16 protein-coding genes and 1 tRNA gene are annotated in these 18580 nt (G+C 54.9%); 11 read left to right on the forward strand and 6 right to left on the reverse strand.

The window, feature by feature from the left end:
* Positions 1 to 9 precede the first annotated feature (9 nt).
* Both TH25_RS03570 and TH25_RS03575 read left to right on the forward strand, forming a co-directional pair.
* Positions 10 to 615 carry a histidine phosphatase family protein gene (locus tag TH25_RS03570; RefSeq protein WP_114087061.1) on the forward strand — a complete coding sequence of 202 codons (606 nt, stop codon included), beginning with the start codon at positions 10 to 12 and terminating at the stop codon, positions 613 to 615.
* Complete coding sequence (locus TH25_RS03575) at positions 612 to 1103, forward strand: phosphatase domain-containing protein (RefSeq protein ID WP_258549018.1); 492 nt, start codon at positions 612 to 614, stop codon at positions 1101 to 1103. Before TH25_RS03570 ends, TH25_RS03575 begins: the two co-directional genes overlap by 4 nt.
* 72 nt (positions 1104 to 1175) lie before the next feature.
* Here TH25_RS03575 and TH25_RS03580 read toward each other — a convergent pair whose 3' ends face one another.
* Both TH25_RS03580 and TH25_RS03585 read right to left on the reverse strand, forming a co-directional pair.
* Positions 1176 to 1628: a thermonuclease family protein gene (locus TH25_RS03580; protein ID WP_114087062.1), complete on the reverse strand. Its 453-nt coding sequence runs from the start codon at positions 1626 to 1628 to the stop codon at positions 1176 to 1178.
* 36 nt (positions 1629 to 1664) lie between these two features.
* Entirely contained in the window at positions 1665 to 2219 is a 555-nt protein-coding gene (locus tag TH25_RS03585) for an AAA family ATPase (protein ID WP_114087063.1), read from the reverse strand.
* 147 nt (positions 2220 to 2366) lie between these two features.
* Between TH25_RS03585 and TH25_RS03590 the strand changes: the two genes are divergently transcribed.
* Positions 2367 to 2813, forward strand: coding sequence for a GNAT family N-acetyltransferase (locus TH25_RS03590; protein WP_114087064.1), 447 nt, complete (start codon positions 2367 to 2369; stop codon positions 2811 to 2813).
* 49 nt (positions 2814 to 2862) lie between these two features.
* Here TH25_RS03590 and TH25_RS03595 read toward each other — a convergent pair whose 3' ends face one another.
* Both TH25_RS03595 and TH25_RS03600 read right to left on the reverse strand, forming a co-directional pair.
* Complete coding sequence (locus tag TH25_RS03595; RefSeq protein ID WP_114087065.1) at positions 2863 to 3417, reverse strand: AAA family ATPase; 555 nt, start codon at positions 3415 to 3417, stop codon at positions 2863 to 2865.
* 312 nt (positions 3418 to 3729) lie between these two features.
* Positions 3730 to 4734: a LysR family transcriptional regulator gene (locus TH25_RS03600; RefSeq protein ID WP_114087066.1), complete on the reverse strand. Its 1005-nt coding sequence runs from the start codon at positions 4732 to 4734 to the stop codon at positions 3730 to 3732.
* Positions 4735 to 4974: 240 nt separating this feature from the next.
* Here TH25_RS03600 and chvE point away from each other — a divergent pair, with 240 nt between their 5' ends.
* The 4 genes from chvE to araD all read left to right on the forward strand — a co-directional run bounded on the left by chvE (position 4975) and on the right by araD (position 10876).
* Positions 4975 to 6069 carry a multiple monosaccharide ABC transporter substrate-binding protein gene (chvE, locus tag TH25_RS03605; protein WP_114087067.1) on the forward strand — a complete coding sequence of 365 codons (1095 nt, stop codon included), beginning with the start codon at positions 4975 to 4977 and terminating at the stop codon, positions 6067 to 6069.
* A 168-nt stretch (positions 6070 to 6237) separates the two neighbouring features.
* Positions 6238 to 7758 carry a multiple monosaccharide ABC transporter ATP-binding protein gene (gene mmsA / locus TH25_RS03610; protein ID WP_114087068.1) on the forward strand — a complete coding sequence of 507 codons (1521 nt, stop codon included), beginning with the start codon at positions 6238 to 6240 and terminating at the stop codon, positions 7756 to 7758.
* A gap of 10 nt (positions 7759 to 7768) precedes the next feature.
* Positions 7769 to 8953 carry a multiple monosaccharide ABC transporter permease gene (mmsB, locus tag TH25_RS03615; RefSeq protein ID WP_114087069.1) on the forward strand — a complete coding sequence of 395 codons (1185 nt, stop codon included), beginning with the start codon at positions 7769 to 7771 and terminating at the stop codon, positions 8951 to 8953.
* A 177-nt stretch (positions 8954 to 9130) separates the two neighbouring features.
* Positions 9131 to 10876, forward strand: a complete 1746-nt coding sequence (gene araD, locus TH25_RS03620) for an L-arabinonate dehydratase (RefSeq protein ID WP_114087070.1) — start codon at positions 9131 to 9133, stop codon at positions 10874 to 10876.
* Between the two features lie 175 nt (positions 10877 to 11051).
* Here araD and TH25_RS03625 read toward each other — a convergent pair.
* Together TH25_RS03625 and TH25_RS03630 are read right to left on the reverse strand one after the other, a co-directional pair.
* Positions 11052 to 11128 (reverse strand) — tRNA-Val (locus TH25_RS03625).
* A 90-nt stretch (positions 11129 to 11218) separates the two neighbouring features.
* Complete coding sequence (locus TH25_RS03630) at positions 11219 to 11890, reverse strand: HAD-IA family hydrolase (RefSeq protein WP_114087071.1); 672 nt, start codon at positions 11888 to 11890, stop codon at positions 11219 to 11221.
* A 249-nt stretch (positions 11891 to 12139) separates the two neighbouring features.
* On the opposite strand from TH25_RS03630, the gene glmU reads away from it, so the two are divergent.
* The 4 genes from glmU (at position 12140) to TH25_RS03650 (ending at position 18517) form a co-directional block, all read left to right on the forward strand.
* Entirely contained in the window at positions 12140 to 13486 is a 1347-nt protein-coding gene (gene glmU / locus TH25_RS03635) for a bifunctional UDP-N-acetylglucosamine diphosphorylase/glucosamine-1-phosphate N-acetyltransferase GlmU (protein WP_114087072.1), read from the forward strand.
* A 97-nt stretch (positions 13487 to 13583) separates the two neighbouring features.
* Positions 13584 to 15407, forward strand: coding sequence for a glutamine--fructose-6-phosphate transaminase (isomerizing) (gene glmS / locus TH25_RS03640; RefSeq protein ID WP_114087073.1), 1824 nt, complete (start codon positions 13584 to 13586; stop codon positions 15405 to 15407).
* 342 nt (positions 15408 to 15749) lie between these two features.
* Positions 15750 to 16253: a (2Fe-2S)-binding protein gene (locus tag TH25_RS03645; RefSeq protein WP_473243020.1), complete on the forward strand. Its 504-nt coding sequence runs from the start codon at positions 15750 to 15752 to the stop codon at positions 16251 to 16253.
* The gene (locus TH25_RS03650; protein WP_114087075.1) at positions 16253 to 18517 is read left to right on the forward strand and encodes a xanthine dehydrogenase family protein molybdopterin-binding subunit; all 2265 of its coding nucleotides are present in this window, start codon (positions 16253 to 16255) and stop codon (positions 18515 to 18517) included. Before TH25_RS03645 ends, TH25_RS03650 begins: the two co-directional genes overlap by 1 nt.
* The last annotated feature ends 63 nt before the right edge of the window (positions 18518 to 18580 follow it).

Below are 18580 nucleotides of genomic sequence, written 5' to 3' on the forward strand. Positions count from 1 at the left end.
GCGTGACGGATGATTTTTCCCTATTGGCATTATGATATGCCTGCTGTGCCGTTTGTTTTTATGCGACACGGCGAAACAGAAGCCAACCGAACGGGCGTTATTGCCGGTTCTACCGAAGTTCCCCTGAATGCAACAGGCGAAAAACAGGCCAGGGCCGCAGCACCCTTGCTGGCGGAATGGCCGTGGCGGGCCGTTTTTGCAAGCCCGCAACAGCGGGCGCGCCATACCGCTGAATTGGCAATGCCCGGCATGGTGCCAACCCTGCTGCCCGGCTTGCGTGAACGGCATTGGGGCGACCTGGAAGGGCGTCCGGTAACGGAAATTTGTACCCGATATGAAACACCACCCGCCGGTGAGCCGTTTAACGATATGTGCAAACGGGTGTGCAATGCGCTGAAGATCGCGCTGGCGGACCACGATGCCAAACAGGGGCATACCCTGATTGTGGCGCATTCCGGAGTGATGCGCTGCATTTTGCATTTAACCGGCTTTGCTGCCGATGGCCCGCGCATTTTGAATGCAACGCCCTTTCTTTTTATCCCCGTTGAGGGCCGTTGGGAATATCAGCAGCTTGGCGCGCGGGAACACGATAACCCCTTGGAAAATGCACAATGACACAAAGCCTTATGGATAAGCCGGGACCAGAAACATCACCCCGCGCTGCGGTGGTGTTTGATGTGGATGGTACATTGGCCGAATTTGATGCCGATGTGCTGGGACATTTGGTGCATGGCCCGGTGAAACACTGGGACGCCTTTTTTGATGCGATGGATCACACGGCACCGGTGGCCGATATTGAACGCCTGCTGCGCATTTTGCATGGCACGGGGCAGGCGATTGTCATTTGTACGGGGCGGCCCGAAGGCTGGCGGGCGCGCACGGAAGCTTGGCTAACGGCACATGAAATACCGTTTGATGGCGTTTATTTGCGTCCGGCGGATGCTGATCATCGCAGTGACGAGGATGTGAAAGAAGATTTGTTGCATCAGATCAGGGCGGATGGTTTTGCCCCCTGGCTTGTGGTGGATGATCGGCAGTCAGTGGTGGATAAATGGCGGGATCTGGGCCTGACCTGCCTGCAATGCGCACCGGGTAATTTTTGATATTCCGCTTTTGCGAGCAGGCAACAGAAAACCCGGCGGTGCATTTAGTATCGCCGGGTTTTGTTTGCCGGGTTAACCGCACCACGGGGCCCGTTTGGTTTTGCCATCATAGGGGCGGGCAAGACCGGCCTTGATCAAATCCTGGTCCAGCGCACGACCGTCAATGCGGACCGATGCCACAACGCGTCCGCCATACCGGCCCCATTCGGGGTTGCAAAATTCCACCTTTCGGGCCTGTTTCAGGCTTTTGCGGGCATAATCCCGTGCCTTGTTGGCCAGTTCCTTTTCGCTGGTGCATTTGCCGCGAATTTCGGGGGTGTCCACCCCGCGCACCCGAACCGACATTCGGGCGATTTCGTCGGGCAGGCCGGGGATATGCACATAAATGGTATCGCCATCATAGGCATATTCGCCGCCCCGCTGGCGTAACGGCCAGTCATAGCAGGCGGCGTGGGCCCTGGCAGCCAGAATGCTGCCAAGGCCAAGGGCTGCCGCAATGATCGCGCGGCAGATGGGTTTCTTCATGGTTTGCTCGTTTGTTCGGTTTTTGTTTTTGACGGGTCACAGCTTTAGCCGTGCCAGTATTTGTGCAGCCCGTTGTTCGACCGGGCCTTTGCGTATTTCGATGGGGTCATAGCCACATTCAAGATAGGTGCGGTACAAAATCACATATGTCTTGACGGCTTCGGCGAAGGTTTGTGTTCGCCGATTGTCGTTTTTGTAGATTTCGGCCCAGGGCGGCAGGATGAAAACTGTCCTTCGGTAGCGATAGGTTTCAATGGCCTGTATGAGGGCATTGTCCTCGGGCAGCTTGGCGACCCGTCGATGGGCCAGGGTATCGGGCAATCCGCTGTCAAAAAATACCGGTAACGGGTCCTGTGCCATGCCATCCTGCCAAGCGCGAATGGACCCCCTGGTCATCAGCCTGCAATAGGCATCGTTATCCTGCCAGGGCAGGGCCGTGCCGCCGCGTTCCTGCTGGGTTTCAATAACGTTTCGGGCTATCTCCGGGCTGGTTTCATAACCCCGTTCATTTAAATAGTTGATCAGGGTGGTTTTGCCGGCACCGGGGCCCCCGGTGATGACAACTAGGTTGGTTGGATAAGGCAATTGCATTCTTGTTCGTATTCTGTACTCGGGGCGGCCTCATATGGCGGCGCTTTGCGGCAAGCTGATGGCGTGAATAAAGATTTTTATCGAGAAAAGGCACCCTGTGCGATAAAGAGAGGCCGGGCATTAATGGGAAGGATAAAGGCTGTCAATATGCTGATTTCACGAACCGGTCCCCGGGACTATAACGAGCTGATTTTATTATGGGAAAGGTCGGTGCGCGCCACACATGCCTTTCTGGTTGAAAAGGACATTCTGCGTTTGCGCGATCTGATCCTTGATCCGTATTTTGATGCCGTTGACCTGTTTTGCACCCGGGATGAAAACGGGGCCATTACCGGTTTTATCGGCATTGCCAAACAGCGTATCGAAATGTTGTTTGTGGATCCGACCAGGATGGGGCAGGGCATTGGCCGTGCATTGGTGATCGATGCCATAACAACACACGGGATAACCGATGTTGATGTGAACGAACAAAATCCCGATGCGGTTGGTTTTTATCAACGCATGGGCTTTGTTGTTTTTGGCCGTTCGGAAACGGATGGCGAGGGCAATCCGTTTCCGATTTTGCATATGCGGCTGGCAAACGCATCAGAGTGATCTGCCAAATGCGCAGCCGGTCCGTTTTCGTGTCTGGGTGTTTAAACGGTCATTGTGATAGCAGGGTTAATATGTGTTCCGCTCGCTGCTCAACCGGGCCTTTGGCGATTTCGACGGGGGTGTAGCCGCAGTCTAGATAGGTTTGGTACAAAACGTCATAGGTTCTGGTGGCCTCGGCAAAGTTTTGTTTTCTGGCACCATCGGTGTGATAGATTTCAGGCCAGGGCGGTAATATGAAAACGGTTTGCCGGTAACGACAGGTTTCTATGGCGCGTATCAGGGCGCTGTCTTTGGCCAGTTTGTATAACCGGCGATGGGTCAGCACATCGGGCAGGCCCCGGTCAAAAAAAACGGGTGCCGGTGCCAGGGCCATGCCGTCCTGCCAGGCACGAATGGAGCCATCTGTCATAAGCTGGCAATAGGCTTCGTTGTCCTGCCAGGGCAGGGCGGTGCCACCGTGTTTTTGCTGGGTTTCAATAACATTTCGGGCGACTTCCGGGCTGGTTTTATACCCAAGCCGGTTCAGGTAATTGATCAGTGTGGTTTTACCGGCACCGGGACCACCGGTCAGAACCACAAGGTTTTCCGGGGAAGATACTGACATGGGATTTCCTGCGTAAACGGGTCCCTGTGGCGCTGTTTTTCAGCATGCAGCTTTCTGGCCCCATAAAGCCGGGCCACCATCAGGGAATGTAATGGAAAATGGAAGGTTGGTAGCAGGTTGCAGACGGTGATTTATCGTCTGAACATACCTGTTGCGTATGCGCCAAACCTTTTTGCGCATATTGCTTTTATAAACGGGGGAGAGACCGCAATTATACCGGTTTGGATCCTTGCCGACAAGCTCGGAGCGTGACTTTGGGGCGATGTTATTTTTCTGAAGCGGCAATATTCGGATGTTCAAGCAGAAGGCAGGTTAAAGGCCGGTTGTGCCAAGGGCCTGTTTGTTATCTTTGATGCGGGCCAGGATATGGTCCGATATCATTTGTGCCGAGGGCGAAAGGCGATGGCCCGCAGCCGTGAGCAGACAGTAGGGTTTGATTTCGATGGCTTCTGTCAGCGGCATTTCGGTAATGGCGCCGCCGCGCGCCAACAGGGATGTTACCTCTTCGGCCATTGGGGCAATGGCATCGCTTTCCATGATGGCGGCCAGTGTGACCAACAGCGACGCCGTGTTCAGCCCCGAAGGCGGCAGCGGCAGGTTTTGGGCGATAAAAACATCCTCGATCGTGCGGCGCATCAGGTTGCCTGACGGGGGTAAAATCCATTCATAGCGGGCAAGCTGCGCCAGCGTGACCGGGTTATGGGCCAAAAGGGGGTGGCCCTTGCGGACCAGCAAGCGGATTTTTTCGCTGCGAATTTGCCAGATATTGAAAAGGCGCGGGTCCACATCCTGCGGCACGCGCCCGATGATAAAGTCATATTCCCCGGCCAGCAGGCTTTTGATCAGGATATGCGATGGGCCGATGGCAACCTGGGCTTCGAACCGGGCATTGCGCGACTGAATATCGCGCACGACTGGTACCACCAGATCAACGGCTGCGGCTGTGACCGCCCCAATGAAAACGGTACCACCGCCATTCTTAATATCCTCGATTTCGCGTTCGGCCTCGCGCATTTCAATGAGCATGGTGCGTGCCCGCTGGGCCAGGGCACGTCCCGCACTGGTCATGTCAACACCGCGCGCGCCGCGTTCGCACAGGCGGGTCCCCAACATATCCTCCATTTCCGATAACAGGCGCGATGCGGCGGGTTGCGATGTTTTCAGCATGGCGGCGGCAAGGCTGATCTGGCCGGTTTCCTCCATTGCCACAATCATCCGTAAATGGCTGATTTTAAGGCCGCGCTTAAACAGGTTGCCCGTCCCCGAAAGCAGGGTTTGTGCCGGTGTCATTTCAGGCTGGCTGGGGGTGTGCGACATGTATCAGATCCCGGAATGACAAATGCAGAGTGCCGACAAACTGTAATATATCAATTTTGATATGTAAAATTCAGTTTTCATTATTTGAATGTTATGACAAAGCGACCGAATATTGCGCGTCCGGTGTCATGAAAAAATGGCGCTTGCGATGAAGGATAACGCGACGTGATTGAAACGGCATAAGGGACCCTTTTTTACGGGAAGTGCTGCGCGTCGCCGCGTAATTAGGGAGAAAATATAATGAAACGTCTGAGTGCCGTTTTGGCCGGCATTGCCTTTGGCGCAGCCGCAACCTTTGCCCCGGCCATGCCGGGTGGTTTTGGCATGTCTGCTGCTTTTGCTGCCGATAAGGGCTTTGTCGGGATTGCCATGCCGACCAAATCATCCGCCCGCTGGATTTCGGATGGCGATTCGATGGTCAAGCAGTTTGAAGAAGCCGGTTATAAAACCGACCTTCAATATGCCGAAGACGATATTCCCAATCAGCTTTCCCAAATTGAAAACATGATTGTGAAGGGCGTTGATGTCCTGGTGATTGCCGCGATTGACGGATCCACCCTGTCGAATGCGCTGGCAAATGCCAAGGCCGCCGGGATCAAGGTTTTTGCCTATGACCGTTTGATCCGTGATAGCGGCGATGTCGATTATTATTCCACGTTTGACAATTTCAAGGTTGGCGTCTTGCAGGCGAACTCGCTGCTTGATGGTCTCGCATCGCAGGGTGACGGCCCCTATAATGTTGAACTGTTTGGCGGCTCGCCCGATGATAACAATGCCTATTTCTTCTATAATGGCGCGATGTCGGTGCTTCAGCCGATGATTGATAATGGCACCATCGTGATCAAATCCGGCCAGATGGGCATGGACAAGGTAGGGACCCTGCGCTGGGACGGTGCGGTTGCCCAGGCCCGTATGGATAACCTGCTTTCGGCCTATTACACCGATGCCAAGGTGGATGGTGTTCTTTCCCCTTATGACGGGCTGTCGATTGGTATTCTGTCCTCGCTCAAGGGCGTTGGTTATGGTTCTGGCGATATGAAAATGCCGATCGTGACCGGGCAGGATGCCGAATTGCCGTCGGTCAAATCGATCCTGGCCGGGGAACAATATTCCACCGTTTTCAAGGATACCCGCGAACTGGCGCGTGTGACTGTAAACATGGTCAATGACGTGCTGGCGGGCAAAGAGCCGACCGTGAATGACACCAAAACCTATGACAATGGTGTGAAGGTTGTGCCGTCTTATCTGCTGGAGCCGGTCCTGGTTGACAAAAGCAACTGGGAAGGCGTGCTGGTCGGTTCGGGTTACTACACGATGGACCAGATCAAGAATTAAGTGCCTTCGGCATGATGTTGGAGACGGGCGGTGACGATACGCCGCCCGTTTTTGTCAATGAACCCAAAGCTGCCGGATAAAGCAGGCGGCAACAGGCGCGCAAACATGAAATTGCGGGTCGCGTTTTGAAAAGGGAGCCGGGTACAGCCCGGCATGCGGGAGGACCGGATGGATACCATCCTGGAGATGCGCAATATCACAAAGACCTTCCCCGGTGTGAAGGCGCTTGATGATGTGAACCTGAAGGTGCGACGGGGCGAAATCCATGCCCTGTGTGGCGAGAATGGTGCAGGTAAGTCGACCCTGATGAAGGTCCTGAGCGGAGTTTATCCGCACGGCACCTATGAAGGCGATATTCTGTTTGATGATCAAATTCAGTCTTTTCGTGACATTCGCGATAGCGAGGATCGCGGCATTATCATTATTCACCAGGAACTGGCCCTGGTGCCGTTGCTTTCGATTGCGGAAAATATTTTTCTGGGCAATGAACTGTCGGAAAATGGCGTTATCAACTGGCCCAAGACATTTGCCCGGACAACGGAGCTTTTGGCAAAGGTTGGCCTGCGCGAAGCGCCCAATACGCTGGTGACGAATATTGGTGTGGGCAAGCAACAACTGGTGGAAATTGCCAAGGCCCTGTCCAAGGAAGTGAAACTTCTGATTCTCGACGAGCCAACATCAAGCTTGCAGGAAAATGACAGCCAGAAGCTGCTGGATCTTTTGATCGAGTTTCGCAAGCAGGGCATTACCTCGATCCTGATTTCGCACAAGCTCAATGAAATCAGCCGGGTGGCGGACCGCATTACCGTCATTCGCGATGGCAGGGCGGTTTCGACACTTGATTGCCATGAGGGGCAGATCAGCGAGGACGACATAGTCAAGGATATGGTCGGGCGCGATATGGCGCACCGCTATCCTGAACGGACGCCGAATATTGGCGGGACGATCATGGAGGTGCGCAACTGGTCGTGCTATCACCCGCTGCATCCCACCCAGCAACTGATCAAAAACGTCAATATCGATGTGGCGGCAGGCGAGGTTGTCGGTATTGCGGGCCTGATGGGGGCCGGGCGCACCGAACTTGCCATGAGTATTTTTGGCCGTTCTTATGGTCTTAATATCAGCGGCGAAGTTTTGATGCACGGCAAGCCGGTCGATGTGTCAACGGTTGAGCGCGCGATTGCTGCCGGTTTGGCCTATGTCACTGAAGACCGCAAGGAAATGGGCCTGATCCTGGATGAAAGCATCACCACCAACATTACGCTGGCCAATTTGCCCGGTGTATCGGAACACGGTGTTTTAAATGACGGTGCCGAACGCGGTGTGGCCGAGGATTACCGCAAGAAAATCAATATTCGCACCCCCAATGTCGCGCAAAAGGTTGTCAATCTTTCGGGTGGGAACCAGCAAAAGGTGGTTCTGTCAAAATGGCTGTTTGCCGGACCTGAAGTTTTGATCCTGGACGAGCCGACGCGCGGTATTGATGTCGGGGCGAAATACGAGATTTATTCCATTATCAATCAACTGGCGGCCGACGGCAAAGGGGTCATCATGATCTCGTCGGAGATGCCGGAACTTCTGGGCATGTGCGACCGCATTTACGTGATGAATGAGGGCGAAATGAAGGGGCAACTGGCCGCAAGCGAAGCCAGCCAGGAAAAGATCATGCGCATGATCCTGAAGGGGTGAGGACGGACCAATGAGTGAGACTTCCAGCAAAAATATCGGTTATTATCTTCGGACGCATACCCGCGAATACGGTATGGTTCTGGCGCTTGTCGCGATCATGGCGTTTTTTCAGTATCTGACCGACGGCGTTTTGATGAGGCCGGTCAATCTGACCAATCTTTTCCTGCAAAACAGCTATGTCATCATCATGGCTGTTGGCATGTTGCTGGTCATTGTTGGCGGCAATATTGACCTGTCGGTGGGCTCGGTTGTGGGCTTTATCGGGGCGCTGGCTGCCGTGATGGCCGTGCAATGGGGCTTGCCAACCATCATTGTTGTCCCTGCCTGTCTGATTGTCGGCGCGCTGATCGGCTGTGCCCAGGGGTACTGGGTGGCGTATTGGCGTATTCCGTCCTTCATTGTGACTTTGGCGGGGATGCTGGTTTTTCGTGGTCTGACCCTGACCCTGTTGGGCGGGGCATCCGTTGGACCGTTTCCGGAAAACTTTCAGTTAATGTCATCGGGCTTTGTGCCGGACATATTTAGCGGCATGATCGACGGGCGCTTTAATGTTTTTTCGATGGTAATCGGTATTGCCGTGGCCGTCATTCTGCCCGTGCTTGGTTTGCGATCCCGTGCCAAGCAGGCGCGCTTTGCCGCTGTTGAAGAACCGATGGCGTTTTTCGCTGCCAAGCATGCGATTGCCGGTCTTGCCATTCTTTACATTGCGTTTTTGCTGTCCACCTATCGTGGTTTGCCCAATGTGCTGATCGTGATGGCGGTTCTGATCGCGATTTTCACCTTTATTACCAACAGCACCACGATTGGCCGGCGCATTTATGCGATGGGGGGCAATGAAAAGGCTGCCCAGCTTTCGGGCATCAATACCCGCCGTCTGGCCTTTTTGACCTTTGCCAATATGGGGATGCTGGCCGGACTGGCCGGGCTGGTTTTTGCGGCCCGTCTGAATACGGCAACCCCGAAAGCGGGGATTGCCTTCGAGCTTGATGTGATCGCGGCTGTCTTTATTGGTGGCGCGTCCATGTCTGGCGGGGTCGGTAAAATTATCGGCGCTGTCGTTGGTGCCCTGATCATGGGTGTCATGAATAACGGGATGTCGATTGTCGGTGTCGGGATTGACTGGCAACAGGTGATTAAGGGCCTGGTGTTGCTCGCCGCTGTGATTTTCGATGTCTATAACAAAAACAAGGCCTAAGAAATTGACCAAAATACAAAACGGACCAAAAACCGGGCAAAAGCCGATTTTTGCCTGTTATCCCGCAACGCACGGGGCAGGGTTTTTATACCGTTTGACTTCTTTGCCGGGCACATTGCGTGCCCGGGCCACCGGCACGGATATGCCGGTGTTTTCCACTAACTCAGGAGACCGGGCATGAGCACCTTCAAACCCGCAGCCTGGCCGCGTAAATTGCGCTCGCAAGGCTGGTTCGGTGGCACCAGCAAGGATAATATCTATCATCGTAGCTGGATGAAAAACCAGGGATTGCCTGCCGACTTGTTTGATGGCCGACCGGTCATTGGTATTTGCAATACCTGGTCGCAATTGACCCCGTGTAATGCGCATTTGCGCGACCTGGCCGAACGCGTCAAACACGGCATTTACGAAGCAGGCGGTTTGCCGCTGGAATTTCCGGTATTTTCGCCGGGTGAAAGCACATTGCGCCCCACCGCCATGATGTTTCGTAACCTGTGCGCGATGGATGTGGAAGAAGCCCTGCGTGGCACCCCGCTGGATGGCGTGGTGTTGATGGTGGGCTGTGATAAAACCACCCCAGCCCTTTTGATGGGCGCATCAAGCGTGGATATTCCTGCGATTGTTGTGACTGGCGGGCCGATGCTGAATGGTAAATGGCGCGGGCAGGATATTGGCTCGGGCACATCGCTGTGGCAGCTGTCGGAGGATCGCAAGGCCGGTAAAATCAGCACCGAGGATTTCCTGGAAGCCGAAATTGCCATGTCGCGTTCGCCCGGGTCGTGCAATACGATGGGCACGGCCTCGAGCATGGCGAGCATGGCGGAGGCCTTGGGCATGGCGCTTTCGGGCAATGCGGCCATTCCGGCCGTTGATAGCCGCCGCCGTGTGATGGCGCATTTGACCGGCCGCCGTATCGTGCAAATGGTCAAGGATGATTTGAAACCATCTGACGTGATGACCAAGCAGGCCTTTGAAAATGCCATTCGTGTTAATGGGGCGATTGGCGGGTCAACCAATGCGGTGATCCATCTGCTTGCCATTGCCGGGCGTTTGGGCGTTGATCTGACGCTTGATGACTGGGACCGTTTGGGACGTGATATTCCGACCATCGTTAATTTGCAGCCCTCGGGCAAATATCTGATGGAAGAATTCTTCTATGCCGGTGGCCTGCCGGTTGTGATCAAGGCATTGGCCGAAGCAGGGCATATTCACAAGGACGCCATCACGGTTTCGGGCGATACCATGTGGGACCAGGTATCGGGAGTCCGTAACTGGAATGACGATGTTATTTTGCCGTTTGAAAAGGCATTGACCCAGCATGGCGGCATTGCCGTGGTCAAGGGCAACCTGGCCCCGAATGGCGCGGTGCTTAAACCTTCGGCGGCATCGGAACATTTGATGACGCATCGTGGCCGGGCCGTAGTGTTTGAAGATATCGACGATTACAAGGCCAAGATTAACGACGAAAGCCTGGATATCGACGAAAACTGCGTCATGGTCCTTAAAAATTGCGGTCCCAAGGGTTATCCCGGCATGGCCGAGGTGGGCAATATGGGCCTGCCGCCCAAGGTATTGCGCAAGGGCATTACCGATATGGTGCGTATTTCCGATGCCCGCATGAGCGGCACGGCCTATGGTACCGTTGTGTTGCACACATCCCCCGAAGCCGCCGCCGGTGGCCCGCTGGCGATTGTGCAAAATGGCGACATGATCGAGCTTGACGTGCCCAACCGCCGTTTGCACCTTGATGTGCCAGATGACGAAATCGCCCGTCGCCTTGCCGCCTGGGAAACCATCGTACCCGTGCCGCAAAGCGGTTATGCCTCGCTTTATTACAGCCACGTCATTGGCGCGGATAAAGGGGCCGATTTTGACTTCCTGCTGGGCGGTCGCGGCAAGGAGATTCCCAAGGACAGCCATTGACCCAGCCCTGTCTGACGACATGAATATAACAATGCAGGCTGTTCCGTTTGGGGCAGCCTGTTTTACGTGATGGGCTGTTTTGGGTAGCGGCGGACACGGCAAAATGCTGCGCAGCATATTCATGCACAATCGCAGGCGCTTTGGTGTGCCACCAATAATATCATGATGAGGGAAATGGTGGGCGTAACAAGATTCGAACTTGTGACCTCTGCCGTGTGAAGGCAGCGCTCTAACCAACTGAGCTATACGCCCCAAGCGGCAAATCGCCCTTTAATAACCAAGGCTTCGCCGATCAGTGGCGCGGGTTATAAGCGGCGTTGCCGGGGGTGTCAAGCGGCCTTTTCAGGCAATTTTTTTCAAGGCATCGGGCAGTTGCGAAAAACGGGTTAAAACCGCGTCTGCGCCCAGGCTATGTGCCTTGCTGTCATCGACCTCGAAGGCAACGGCGATGGCGGCGATATTGATGGCGCGTGCGGCATTGATGTCGTTGGCATGGTCGCCCACCATCACGGCAAAATCGCCGCGGGCGGCGTTATATCCCATTTTATCCAGGGAAAAGGCCAAATGCCCGCCATCGGGTTTGCGCACATCAGTGGCATCACCTCCGGCAATCACGCCAAACAGGTCATCAATGCGCAATATGGACAGGATCTCGCGGCAGGGTTTGGTTGGCTTGTTCGACGCCAGGCCAATTTTCCAGCCTTCCTGATGCAATTGGCGCAGGGTGGCTTCGGCATCCTGGTACAAATATGTATCGCGGTAGGCCGTTGCCTCGTAAAGCGATACAAATTTGTTATAGGCGGCTTCCAGTGCATCGCCTGCCAGCGATTGATTGCGGGCCGCAAAGGCGCGCTTTGTTAACATGCGTGCGCCGTCGCCCAGCATCGGTTCCAGTTCGGCACGTGTCAGGCCCGGTAGGGCGTGCTGTGCCAAAAGCTGGTTCATTGCCATGACCAGATCATCCACGCCATCAATCAGGGTACCGTCAAGGTCAAAAAGAATGAAACGGGTCATGGGCGATTCCCTGAAATTTGTCATGATAAAAACACTGAATGGTGCTGGCAGAATGTAGCAACCCTGGCAACAATAACAAGGCGCATTAACAATCTGTAACATCTGCTAACATCAGGTTACAAAACGTGATTCAGGCGGGGCTTTTGCATTGCGCCAAATTGCGTTAGGAGTGCTGCATTGCAATGCAGTGCTTTTCAGGTTCGGCCCGGCTGGCGGGTGTAATTTGTGTGCGGAAACAAGGAATTTTAAATGTCAGGATCATTGAGTGTGGTTGTCCTTGCAGCCGGTATGGGAACGCGGATGAAAAGTGCGCATCCCAAGGTTTTGCACAAAATTGCCGGAAAACCGATGGTCAACCATGTGATTGATGCGGCCGATGCCCTGAATGCCGAACAGACACTGGTGGTCGTGGGGCCCGATATGCCCGCCCTTGAAAAGGCCGTGGCACCACACCCGACATTTGAACAGACCGACCGTCTGGGTACTGCCCATGCCGTGCTGGCCGCACGCAATGCGCTGGAAGAGGCGACAGGCGATGTGCTGGTGCTGTATGGCGATAGCCCGCTTTTTACCACGGCAACGCTGGAGCGGCTGATTGCGGCCCGGCGCGAGGGGGCACATGCGGTGGCGGTTTTGGGTTTTACCCCGGATGACCCTAGCGGTTATGGCCGCCTGTCGACCGACCCTTATACCGGTGAACTGCTGGCGATTATTGAAGACAAGGAATGCACCGAAATCGAACGCCGGATTGATTTTTGCAATTCCGGTGTGATGTGCTTTGCCGCCGAAGGCATGGTGGATTTGCTGGATGCGATTAAAAACAACAATGCCAAGGGCGAATATTATTTGACCGATGCCGTGACCGTAGCGCGGGATCGGGGCCGGAGCTGCGTGGCGGTGGAAGTGGCGGAGGAAGAAACCCTGGGCGTAAATTCCCGTGCCCAGCTTGCGGTTGCCGAACAGCTTATGCAAACCCGCCTGCGCGAGGCCGCGATGAGCAATGGCGCAACCCTGGTGGACCCGTCATCGGTGTTTTTATGTGCCGATACCAAGATTGGCCGTGATGTGGTGATTGAACCCAATGTGGTATGTGGCCCCGATGTGTCGATTGGCGATAATGTAACGATCAAGGCATTTAGCCATCTTGAAGGATGCGATATTGCCGCCGGTGCCGATATTGGCCCCTATGCCCGATTGCGCCCCGGTGCGGAAATTGGCGAGGGGGCCCGCATTGGCAATTTTGTTGAGGTCAAAAAGGCCAGCATCGAAAACGGGGCCAAGGTTAATCATCTGTCCTATATTGGCGATGCCCGGGTAGGGGCCAAGGCCAATATCGGGGCGGGCACCATTACGTGTAATTATGACGGTTTCCAGAAATACCGCACCGATATTGGTGCGGGGGCGTTTGTGGGGTCCAACAGTGCATTGGTGGCCCCGGTAACGATTGGCGATGGCGCGATTGTCGCAGCAGGCAGCACGCTGGGTGGCGAGGTTGCAGTGGATGCGTTGGTGCTGGTCCGGGCGGAAAAAACCGAAAAACCGGGCTGGGCCGCAAAATTTCGCGAGAAAATGCGCGCCCTGACCGGCAAGGCATAATGGTGCCCGGCGGATTATGAGATTATTGGACGAAATAACAGGCGACCGCCGCCTTTGGCTGGCGTTGATCGGTATTATTTAGGGGAATGAACGGCATATGTGCGGTATTATCGGGATTATTGGCAAAGACAGCGTGAGCGAACGTATTCTTGAAGGGTTAAAACGCCTTGAATATCGGGGCTATGATTCCGCCGGGATCGCGACCCTGGTCAATGGTAAAATTGACCGCCGCCGCGCCGAGGGCAAGCTGGTTAATCTGGCGGAACGATTAAAGGACAGCCCGCTTGCAGGCGATGTTGGCATTGGTCACACCCGCTGGGCCACCCACGGGGTACCGACGGAAAACAATGCCCATCCGCATACGGACGGCAAGGTTGCGGTTGTCCACAATGGCATTATCGAAAATTTCCGTTCCCTGAAAAAGGAATTGACCGCCAGGGGCCGTGTTTTTGCATCCGACACCGATACCGAAGTCGTCGTGCATCTGGTATCGGATTTTCTTGATCAGGGCAAAACGCCGCGTGAAGCGGTGCAGGAAACGCTGCATCGTATCGAGGGGGCCTTTTCCCTGGTGATCATGATTGCCGGGCAGCATGATGTGATTTTCGGGGCCCGCCGCGGAACGCCGCTTGCCGTTGGGCTGGGCGAGGGCGAGATGTATCTGGGGTCGGATGCGTTGGCACTTTCACATCTGACCAACCGCCTGATTTATCTTGAGGAAGGCGACTGGGTGGAATTGCGCTGTGATGGCCTGCAGGTCCGGGACGAGCATGATAATGATGTCATTCGCGAAACCAAAATGTCGGCCGTTTCCGGTGCCATGACCGGCAAGGGCAACTATAACCATTTCATGCAGAAGGAAATTTTTGAACAGCCTGCCGTGATTGGCGATACGCTGCATTCCTTCATCAACCCGGCCACCCGCAGCATCAAGCTGCCCGAGATGCCGTTTAACATTGGCGATGCCTCGCGCCTGACGATTGTCGCCTGTGGCACATCCTTTTATGCCGGGCTGGTCGCCAAACACTGGATCGAGCGTTATGCCGGGCTGGGCGTGGATGTGGATGTGGCATCCGAATTTCGCTATCGCTGCCCGCCGATGCCCAAAGGCGGTATTGCCCTGTTTATTTCGCAATCGGGCGAAACGGCCGATACGCTGGCGGCGTTGCGCTATGCCAAATCACAGGGGCAGAAGATTTTGTCGCTGGTGAACGTGGCCGAAAGCACCATTGCGCGGGAAAGCGATGTTGTCCTGCAAACCTATGCCGGGCCGGAAATTGGTGTGGCCTCGACCAAGGCCTTTACCACCCAGCTAACGGTGCTGGCTTGCCTGGCCGTCACGATTGGGCGCGAAAACGGTACTCTCTCGGCCAATGACGAGGCTGGTATTGTCGGGGCATTGACCGTTCTGCCTAAACAGGTTGCCGAAATTTTGCATCATGACGAAGAAATCCGCAAACTGGCTGTCAATATCGCCGATGCCCGTGATGTGCTCTATATCGGGCGTGGTCTGGGCTATCCGATCGCGTTGGAAGGGGCGTTAAAGCTTAAGGAAATTTCCTATATCCATGCCGAAGGATATGCGGCAGGCGAAATGAAGCACGGGCCGATTGCCCTGATTGATCCGTTGGTGCCGATTATCGTGATTGCGCCATCTGATGACCTGTTTGAGAAAACCGTATCGAACATGCAGGAAGCCGCCGCGCGCGGGGGCCGGGTGATTTTCCTGTCCGATGCCAAGGGGCTGGAAACCATTGGCGATATGGCATCCGCCACGGTGGAAATCCCGGCTGTGGCCGATTTTGCCGCCCCCATCCTTTATACCATCCCGGTGCAGATGCTGGCCTACCATGTTGCCGTGCACAAGGGCACGGATGTGGACCAGCCACGCAACCTGGCGAAATCGGTGACGGTGGAATAGTTATTTACCCCGAAGGCTCCGTCGTTCGGCGCAAAATACACGCAATTTGATATTTTGCCTATGATGCAGGCCGTTGTTCTAAAAGGCGTTTCTTTCCCAAATGGAGAGAAACGCCTGATTTTATTTGGCGGAAAATTTTGTGCGATGTTTTGTGGCGCAAAACGTTCTGTTCACGGTTCTGAATGACTGATCTCGGGCTCCTGACCAAGATCAGGAACTTTGTGGGTGGTGTCGCGTTTAAAGCTTTCTTGGGATTCTGATTAATTGTTTTGAATAATTACAAATGAGCCGTGATAATCGGTACAAAATAGCCGTCTTGGTAAAGTGACGGATAAACGGCAATTGAGCGATTTTTCCCGTCGCGATGCCGAACCGAGAGAGAGTTCGATGAAATTATCCATCAATAATGAAGTTCATGACGTTGAGGCGGATGGTGATACACCGCTGCTTTGGGTCATTCGTGACAATCTTGGCTTAACCGGCACCAAATATGGCTGTGGACTGGCGCAATGCGGTGCGTGCTCGGTCATGGTGGACGGTGTTGTCACCCGGTCCTGTGTCACCCCGATTGACAGTGTTGAAGGGCGCGAGATTACGACCATTGAGGCCATAGAAAACGACCCTGTTGGTAAACGTGTCGTTGAGAAATGGGTTGAATACCAGGTTCCCCAGTGTGGTTATTGCCAGTCCGGGCAGGTAATGGCGGCAACCGCGCTGCTCAGGGAAACTCAAAACCCGACCGAAGATGATGTCGCTGCGGCGATGGTCAATCTGTGTCGTTGTGGCACCTACAATGCCATCCATGCCGCGGTCAAAGACCTGGCTGGTGAAAAAGGCGGTGCATGATGACAAACAATAAAGACAACCGTCCTGTGACCCGGGAAGATTTTCCATCGGGCGCACCTGTGAATATTTCGCGTCGTCGTTTTCTGTTGGCATCTGCCGGTGCCACCGCGGGGGCCCTTGTTCTTGGTTTCGGGTTGCCGATAGGCCCGGCGCGTGCTGCCCAGGGCAGTGAACAGATTACCCCGGGCACACGTGTCCCGGCATTTCTTGAAATCCGTCCTGACAATACCATTCGCTTGCAAAGCCCGTTTGTTGAAGGCGGGCAGGGTGTTTTCACCGCAATGGCGCAGATTGTTGGCGAGGAACTTGACGCCGACCCGGAAAGTTTTGTGGTGGAGGTCGCGCCGGCCGGCTCGGATTATCTGTTAATCAATAACAAGATTCGAATCACCGGCGGCAGCAATTCGGTGCGTTCGAGTTATTCGACCATGCGCAAGTTGGGGGCCTCGGCGCGCCTCATGTTGCTTCAGGCCGCCGCCGGTCGCCTGAATGTCCCGATCGCTCAGCTCAAGACCGAACCGGGATACGTGATCAACACCAGTTCGGGCGAGAAAGTATCCTATGGCAGTCTCGCCAAGGATGCGCTTGATCTGTCGGTGCCGGATGGGAATTCTGTTGAACTGCGTGATCCATCTACATTCCGCTGGATTGGCAAGCCGCTAAAACGTTTGGATATTTTGGACAAGTCAACGGGCAAGGCGATTTATTCAATCGATTGTACCGTTGAGGGCATGGTACAGGCTGCGGTTCAACATGCGCCGCGCCTTGGTCTGGATGTAGGGCGCATTTTGAACGAAGCCGATGTCAGCGCCATGAAGGGTGTCATGTCGGTGCATCGCCTGCCCGGTGCGGTGGCGGTGGTGGCCGAACGCTGGTGGAATGCCAAGATCGCGGCAGAGGCTCTTCAGGTTGAATGGGTCAAGCGCGATGATAAAGACGCCAAATACCGTTATATGCCGGATGATTTCTCAAGTGCGGCTTTTTCCGACCGCCTGGCCAATGAAGAAAGCAAAGGCATAACCGCCGAAGAGGAGGGGGATGTCAATTCCGCCCTTTCAGATGCCGCAACCGTTGTCGAGGCAACCTATCGCAACCAGTTTTTGCATCATGGGCAGCTAGAGCCGCCTTCGACCCTGGCACGGTTTAACGAGGACGGGTCGCTGGATATTTGGATGCCCAATCAGGCACCGGAGCAGTTTCAGTCAACCATTGCCAAAATAACCGGGCTGGAAGCATCGCAGATCAATATTCATTCGCCGATGTTAGGCGGATTTTTTGGCCGTCATTTTCTTTATCCCGAAGCCAATCCGTTTCCGCAGGCCATTCAACTGGCAAAGGAAGTGGGGCGTCCTGTCAAGGTGATCTGGAGCCGGGAAGAGGAATTTCTGCGCGATCCGTTGCGGCCGATGGCAGCGGTGCGTTTCCGGGGTGGTCTGGACGCGGATGGCATGCCGGTTGCAATCGAGGCGATCAGCGCGACTGAAGGGCCAACAGAAAGCCTGACCGGGCACAATCCGGATTCTCTGGACCCCTTGGCGCTGGAGGGCCTGACCGGCAAGACTTACGCGATTGCCGATCGCCGGATTGCCCAGGTCTATGTGAAGACACCGGCGATGCTGGCTTATTGGCGTTCTGTCGGGCATTCCATGAATGATTTCTTCTATGAAACATTTCTTGATGAACTGGCCGACAAAGGGTCACAGGATCCTTATGAGTTGCGGCTGAAGCTGCTAAAGGACAATAAACGTCTGACCCATCTTCTAAAAGCGGTTGGGGAGCTTTCTGGCGGTTGGAAACGTGGTCCGTTTACGGCTGAGGATGGCACGACGCGTGCGCGCGGTGTGGGGATGGCCTCGCCTTTTGGCAGCGAAACCGCAGCGATTGCCGAGGTTTCGATGAAAAATGGGCAGGTGATTGTCCATGACATCTGGGAGGCCATTGATCCGGGCAGTATTGTTAATCCCGCCATTATCGAAGCACAGGTAAAATCGGCAGCGGCGCTGGGTCTGTCACAGATTCTGATGGAAGAGGTCATCTACGAGAAAGGTGAACCGGCCGCACGCAATTATGACCTTTATCCCATTCTGCGGCCGGATCAGATGCCGAATGTCCATGTACGTGTTGTTGAAAGCGGTGCGAAAATGGGCGGTGTTGGCGAACCTGGTCTGCCTCCCGTTCTGCCCGCAGTTGCCAATGCTGTATCGACCCTGACGGGCCAGCGGGTGCGCGAAATGCCGCTGCGCAAGCTGCGTTTGGAAAGTTGAGATCGCCCGGCACGTGAAGCAGCGATCAGGGCGGTTACATTGCGGTGTGACCGCCAGCCTTTC

Source organism: Thalassospira profundimaris, assembly GCF_003326755.1.
In the GTDB taxonomy this organism is placed as follows: domain Bacteria; phylum Pseudomonadota; class Alphaproteobacteria; order Rhodospirillales; family Thalassospiraceae; genus Thalassospira; species Thalassospira profundimaris_B.

Coding starts and splice junctions, on each gene's coding strand:
- araD (WP_114087070.1), top strand. CDS start 9,131: ATGAGCACCTTCAAACCCGCAGCCTGGCCGCGTAAATTGCGCTCGCAA.
- mmsA (WP_114087068.1), top strand. CDS start 6,238: ATGGATACCATCCTGGAGATGCGCAATATCACAAAGACCTTCCCCGGT.
- TH25_RS03580 (WP_114087062.1), bottom strand. CDS start 1,628: ATGAAGAAACCCATCTGCCGCGCGATCATTGCGGCAGCCCTTGGCCTT.
- TH25_RS03600 (WP_114087066.1), bottom strand. CDS start 4,734: ATGTCGCACACCCCCAGCCAGCCTGAAATGACACCGGCACAAACCCTG.
- mmsB (WP_114087069.1), top strand. CDS start 7,769: ATGAGTGAGACTTCCAGCAAAAATATCGGTTATTATCTTCGGACGCAT.
- TH25_RS03585 (WP_114087063.1), bottom strand. CDS start 2,219: ATGCAATTGCCTTATCCAACCAACCTAGTTGTCATCACCGGGGGCCCC.
- TH25_RS03590 (WP_114087064.1), top strand. CDS start 2,367: ATGCTGATTTCACGAACCGGTCCCCGGGACTATAACGAGCTGATTTTA.
- chvE (WP_114087067.1), top strand. CDS start 4,975: ATGAAACGTCTGAGTGCCGTTTTGGCCGGCATTGCCTTTGGCGCAGCC.
- TH25_RS03630 (WP_114087071.1), bottom strand. CDS start 11,890: ATGACCCGTTTCATTCTTTTTGACCTTGACGGTACCCTGATTGATGGC.
- TH25_RS03575 (WP_258549018.1), top strand. CDS start 612: ATGACACAAAGCCTTATGGATAAGCCGGGACCAGAAACATCACCCCGC.
- glmU (WP_114087072.1), top strand. CDS start 12,140: ATGTCAGGATCATTGAGTGTGGTTGTCCTTGCAGCCGGTATGGGAACG.
- TH25_RS03650 (WP_114087075.1), top strand. CDS start 16,253: ATGACAAACAATAAAGACAACCGTCCTGTGACCCGGGAAGATTTTCCA.
- TH25_RS03570 (WP_114087061.1), top strand. CDS start 10: ATGATTTTTCCCTATTGGCATTATGATATGCCTGCTGTGCCGTTTGTT.
- glmS (WP_114087073.1), top strand. CDS start 13,584: ATGTGCGGTATTATCGGGATTATTGGCAAAGACAGCGTGAGCGAACGT.
- TH25_RS03595 (WP_114087065.1), bottom strand. CDS start 3,417: ATGTCAGTATCTTCCCCGGAAAACCTTGTGGTTCTGACCGGTGGTCCC.